We start from the raw sequence: 2,137 nt of genomic DNA on the forward strand, positions 1-2,137 counted from the left end.
TGGTTGGTTGTGTTATGAGGGGGTATTTAACGGATTGTTCTTTATGGTTACTACACGAGTTATTTAAATTTGATGATTATTGTGCGTAAAATGGACACATTACTGCGCGCCATTGCCGGGGTTTTTAACTAAAAGTATCGTTTTAGCTCACATAAAACTGAAATTTGTGAAGTTTGGCTTACTGACGAATGAGAGGTTATTCAATGAAAAGTATTGCTCTGGGTTGTGATCATGTTGGATTTATTCTGAAAGCGGATATTGTTGCTCACTTACAAACGCGTGGCATCAAGGTGATTGACAAAGGTTGGTGGTCTACAGAACGTACGGATTATCCACGTTATGCCAATGAAGTTGCTGAGGCGGTGACGGCTGGGGAAGCTGATGGTGGCGTCTTGATTTGTGGTACGGGCGTAGGTATCTCGATTACGGCAAATAAACATCCCGGTATCCGCGCGGTAGTGTGCAGCGAACCTTATTCGGCACAGCTTTCCCGACAACATAATAATACTAATGTACTGGCTTTTGGCTCTAGGGTCGTAGGGTTGGAACTGGCTAAGATGATTGTGGATGCCTGGCTTGATGCAGAATTTGAAGGGGGGCGACATCAAACACGGGTAGACGCCATAACCGAGGTGGAAACACGATTTAACGCATTGTAATAAGACCGGCCACTATTTCTGTCTTTCTGTAGAAAGGGTGCGTTATCCCCCCATCTTGCGAGGGGGGATAGACTTATTTGCTGATGCGCGCGACATAGCCTTGACCAATGACAAGGCGGCCTATGGGGCAGCCACTTTATAATCATGGCCGTTTGTCTTCTCACTGGTGTTAAAGCATGGCTTATCAACTTAATCTTAATTGGCCCGAATTTTTAGAGAAATACTGGCAAAAACAACCTGTTATATTAAAAAATGCCTTCCCTAACTTCATTGATCCTATTACGCCAGACGAACTGGCGGGTTTGGCGATGGAAGCGGAGGTAGATAGCCGCCTTGTCAGCCATAGTAATGGCCAGTGGCAGGCCAGTAATGGGCCGTTTGAGCATTTTGATAACCTGGGTGAGACCGGATGGTCGTTGTTGGCTCAGGCTGTTAACCACTGGCATGCTCCGTCTGCCGAACTGGTGCGCCCATTTCGCGTGCTGCCGGACTGGCGTTTAGACGATTTGATGATCTCTTTTTCCGTACCGGGTGGGGGTGTCGGGCCGCATATCGACCAATACGATGTCTTTATCATTCAGGGGATGGGCAGCCGCCGCTGGCGCGTGGGTGACAAGCTGCCGTTAAAGCAGTTTTGTCCACATCCAGCGCTGCTGCATGTTGAGCCTTTCACACCAATCATTGATGAAGACCTCGAACCGGGCGACATTTTATATATCCCGCCGGGCTTTCCGCACGACGGTTTCACCCATGAAACGGCGCTCAATTACTCTGTCGGATTTCGCGGGCCGAATGGCAGGGATCTGATCAGTAGTTTTGCTGACTATGCGCTGGAGAAAGATCTCGGCGGTGAGCACTACAGTGATCCTGATTTAACCTGCCGGGAACATCCGGGGCGGGTTGAGCAACACGAGCTTGATCGTTTGCGCCAGATGATGGTCGATATGATTAATCAGCCGGAAGATTTTAAGCAGTGGTTCGGCCGCTTTGCTACCACGCCGCGCCATGAGTTGGATATCTCTGCCGCGCAACCACCCTACGAGCAGGATGAAATTGTGGGTGCTTTGATGGATGGTCAGATCTTGACGCGCCTGAGTGGCTTACGTGTTCTGCAAGTTGGCGACAGTTTCTTTATCAACAGTGAACGGCTGGAAACCACCGATGCTAAAGCTGCTGACACACTGTGTCGTTACACCATGATTGGCAAGAAAGAGCTAGGTGAGGCACTAAATAACCCAGCTTTCATGGCTGAGTTAACCGAATTGATTAATCAGGGTTACTGGTTCTTCGACGAATAAGAATGCAATCAAGAGTGGCTTCCGAATGCGAATATCGTGACGATATTCGGAGGCCGCAGTGATTTTCCCACCTTGTATACAAACCAAACGATTAATCAAGCCGGGGCATTTTTATGGCTATAACCGATCTTTTATTGGCTATTTTTTATAAAGCTAATTTGATTTGAAGGGGAATAAGAT

The 2,137-nt window shown here is 47.9% G+C and carries 2 protein-coding genes; both read left to right on the plus strand.

Features of this window, described 5'->3' with window-relative positions; genetic code table 11:
* Positions 1-203: 203 nt before the first annotated feature.
* A complete protein-coding gene (gene rpiB / locus V1952_RS21410; protein ID WP_050081743.1) occupies positions 204-659 on the plus strand; it encodes a bifunctional allose-6-phosphate isomerase/ribose-5-phosphate isomerase RpiB in 456 nt (151 codons plus the stop codon).
* A 176-nt stretch (positions 660-835) separates the two neighbouring features.
* A complete protein-coding gene (locus tag V1952_RS21415; protein ID WP_420075509.1) occupies positions 836-1,957 on the plus strand; it encodes a JmjC domain-containing protein in 1,122 nt (373 codons plus the stop codon).
* Positions 1,958-2,137: the final 180 nt, after the last annotated feature.

Source organism: Yersinia sp. 2542 StPb PI (assembly GCF_048593855.1).
In the GTDB taxonomy this organism is placed as follows: domain Bacteria; phylum Pseudomonadota; class Gammaproteobacteria; order Enterobacterales; family Enterobacteriaceae; genus Yersinia; species Yersinia enterocolitica_E.

Excerpts from the sequence above, each read along its gene's own strand:
- rpiB (WP_050081743.1), top strand. The coding sequence starts at position 204 with ATGAAAAGTATTGCTCTGGGTTGTGATCATGTTGGATTTATTCTGAAA.
- V1952_RS21415 (WP_420075509.1), top strand. The coding sequence starts at position 836 with ATGGCTTATCAACTTAATCTTAATTGGCCCGAATTTTTAGAGAAATAC.